This window comes from Chrysiogenia bacterium (assembly GCA_020434085.1).
Taxonomy (GTDB): Bacteria; JAGRBM01; JAGRBM01; order JAGRBM01; family JAGRBM01; genus JAGRBM01.
The window spans coordinates 1-3,131 of sequence record JAGRBM010000166.1 but is presented as its reverse complement, the minus strand read 5'-3'; the positions used below and the strand labels follow the sequence as shown (position 1 = coordinate 3,131).

Here is a 3,131-nt window from a genome sequence, read left to right as displayed (position 1 = left end):
TTCCCCACAAGGAGGCGATGCAGACCGTCGCGGCCTTCCTGGAGCGGGGCAAGAAGGTCGTCGACCTCTCGGCCGACTTCCGGCTCAGGGATCAGGCCGTCTATGAGAAATGGTACCAGACCCACAGCAATCCCGAGCTGATCCCGGAGGCGGCCTACGGGCTGCCCGAGCTCTACCGCGAGCAGATCAAGTCCGCGCGGCTCGTTGCCAACCCCGGCTGCTACCCCACGGCAACAGTGCTGGCGGCCGCGCCGCTCATCAAAACTGGCAAGGCCGAGCTCACCCACATCATTGCCGACGCCAAGTCCGGCGCCTCCGGCGCGGGCCGCAAGGGCGATCTCGCCCTCTCGTTCGCCGAAGTGAACGAAGGGGTCAAAGCCTACGGCGTGTTCTCCCACCGGCACACGCCGGAGATCGCCCAGGAACTCTCGGCGCTGGCAGGAACTCCCGTGAGCGTGACCTTCACGCCGCACCTGATTCCCATGCAGCGCGGAATCCTCTCGACGGTCTATCTCCAGCTCAAGAATCCCATGAGCACCGAGGAACTGCGCGCGCTCTACAACGACTTCTACAAGGGTGAGCCCTTCGTGCGGGTGCTGCCGGGTACGGACGTGCCGCGCACCCAGGACGTGGCAGGTTCCAACTACTGCGACGTCGCGCCGGTTGCCGGTCCCGATGGCCGCGTGATCTGCCTTGGCGCCATCGACAACCTCATCAAGGGTGCCTCGGGTGCGGCGGTGCAGAACATGAACCTCGTCCTTGGCCTTCCCGAGACCACGGGTCTTAAAGGCGTCGCGGTGGTGCCCTGAGCGTGAAGGCCCCCGCGTTTCCCACGCAGGCTACCTGGCTCAATACCGCCGAGCCGCTCAGCCTCGAGCAGCTTCGCGGGCACGTTGTTGTGCTCGATTTCTGGACCTACTGCTGCATCAACTGCATGCACGTCCTGCCGGTGCTCCAGCGCCTTGAAGAGGCGCTGGCGGATCAGCCCTTCCACGTCATCGGCGTGCACGCCGCCAAGTTCGACCAGGAAAAAGACGCGGCAAACATCCGCCGCGCGGTGGATCGTCACGGGGTAAAGCACCCGGTACTCGTCGATTCCGATCACGACCTCTGGCAGCAGTACGCCGTGCGCGCCTGGCCGACGCTCATTCTCGTGGACGGCGAGGGGAAGATCTTCGACCAGATCTCGGGAGAGCCCCAGTTCGAGGACCTGCTTCGCCGCGTGAGCACGCAGCTCGACGTTGAGAAGACGCGCGGCACGCTGGCCGAGAAGAAACTCGAAGTGGTGCGCCCTGATGAGGACGCCGGCCGCGTGCTGAGCTTTCCGGGCAAAGCACGGATTCTTCATGCGGGAAAACCTGACGAGGGCAACCGCATCGCCATCGCCGACACCGGGCATCATCGGATTCTGTTGGGCGAGCTCACAGTGAAAGACGGTTGGCCGCAGATCGCCTCGCTCGAGGTCATCGGCAGCGGCGGGGTGGGGCGCCAGAACGGCAACTTCGAGAGCGCGAGCTTCCGCCGCCCGCAGGGATCGGCGCTGCTGGGCGACACGCTCTACGTCTGCGATACCGAGAACTACCTGCTGCGCGCGGTGGATCTGAATGAAAAACAGGTCCGCACCGTTGCCGGAAACGGCGAGATCGCCGGTGAGCCGGACTGGGAGAGCGCGCTGAACACGCCGCTTCGCTCTCCCTGGGATGCGCTGGCCATCGGGGACGCCGTGCTTCTGGCAGTCGCGGGCTCGCACCAGCTCTGGGCCTATGATCCGGCCGCAGGACGGGTCTTTCCCGTCGTGGGCAGCGGTCGCGAGGATCACATCGACGGATCCTTCTGCGAGGCCGCGCTCGCGCAACCCTCTTCGTTGGCCTACATGGGTCCCTACGTGGTCTTTGCCGATTCCGAAGTGAGCAGCATCCGCGTCGTCGACTTCAAGAATGACCAGGTCTTCACCGTCATGGGGCGCGGTCTGTTCGACTTCGGTGACGAGGACGGCCCCACCAATCATGCCCTGCTGCAACATCCCCTCGACGTGGTCGCCCACCCGAGCGGGCTCTACGTGGCCGATACCTTCAACAACAAGGTCAAACGCATCGACCTCGAAGACCGCACAGTCGAGACCTGGCTCGGGGACGGAGGCACACAAGCGCTCTGCGAGCCCGGCGGCATTGATACCACCGAGGACTTCCTCTACATCGCCGACACGAACAACCACCGGGTGCTGGTGGTGCGCATCGCCGACCGGGAAGTGCGGGAACTCTCGCTGCCGCTGTAGGGGATGGCCAGCCAAACCCGAGGTGTTTGGCTGAATTCGCCCACGTCTGAGCAACATAGCCCTGGCGACGTCGGGTCCAGCCGGGCATATGAGCTACATCATTTAATTTCACTCCCCGATTCGTTAAGAAACCCGCCATGAGTGGGAACACCGCAGAAGTTGTCGTAATTGGCGCCGGAGTGGCGGGCTGCGCGGTTGCGCGCGAGCTGGCCCTGCGCGGCGTGTGGGTAACGGTCCTGGAGCGCTCGGTGGCGGGCGCCGAGGCCAGCAGCGCGGCCGCGGGTATTCTGGGCGCGCAGGTCGAATCCGATGAACCGGGCCCGTTCTGCGACCTCGCTGTGCGAAGCCGCGCCCTCTACGCAGATTTCGTAAAAAAACTCGAAGATGAATCGGGCGTGCGCACCGGTTACGCGCGCTGCGGGTCCATTCTGCTGGCCTTCGACGAGGAAGAAGAGGCCGAGCTTCGCGCGCGGGAGAAGTGGCAGGGCGCGCAGGGGCTCGACACCCAGTGGCTCGACCACAAGGCGCTCGAGCAGATCGAACCCGAGGGTAGCCTGCAGGCGCGCGCGGGACTTCACTTCGCCGACGACGGACAGATCGAACCGCCGCAACTGGCGCGCGCGCTGGCCCGTGCTGCTCGAAAAGCAGGAGCGAAATTTCTGACCACCACGGTCCACCGAATCCTTCACGAAAAGAATTGCGTTTGCGGCGTGGAAACCGGTGAAGGCGTGATCTCGTGCGAGCGCGTGGTACTGGCCGCCGGCGCATGGACCACCCAGGTGCCGGGCTCGGGCTTGAAGCCTGAGTCCATCTCGCCGGTGCGCGGGCAGGTCATCGCACTCGATCATCAGCCCGG

At 64.9% G+C, this 3,131-nt stretch carries 3 protein-coding genes; all 3 read left to right on the top strand.

The window, feature by feature from the left end:
* Nucleotides 1-809: N-acetyl-gamma-glutamyl-phosphate reductase (locus KDH09_05665; protein ID MCB0219164.1), on the top strand; the 809-nt coding region annotated here is incomplete at its 5' end.
* A 2-nt stretch (nt 810-811) separates the two neighbouring features.
* Entirely contained in the window at nt 812-2,275 is a 1,464-nt protein-coding gene (locus tag KDH09_05660) for a redoxin domain-containing protein (GenBank protein MCB0219163.1), read from the top strand.
* Between the two features lie 137 nt (nt 2,276-2,412).
* A partial coding sequence (locus KDH09_05655) for an FAD-dependent oxidoreductase (GenBank protein MCB0219162.1) occupies nt 2,413-3,131 on the top strand: 719 nt, incomplete at its 3' end.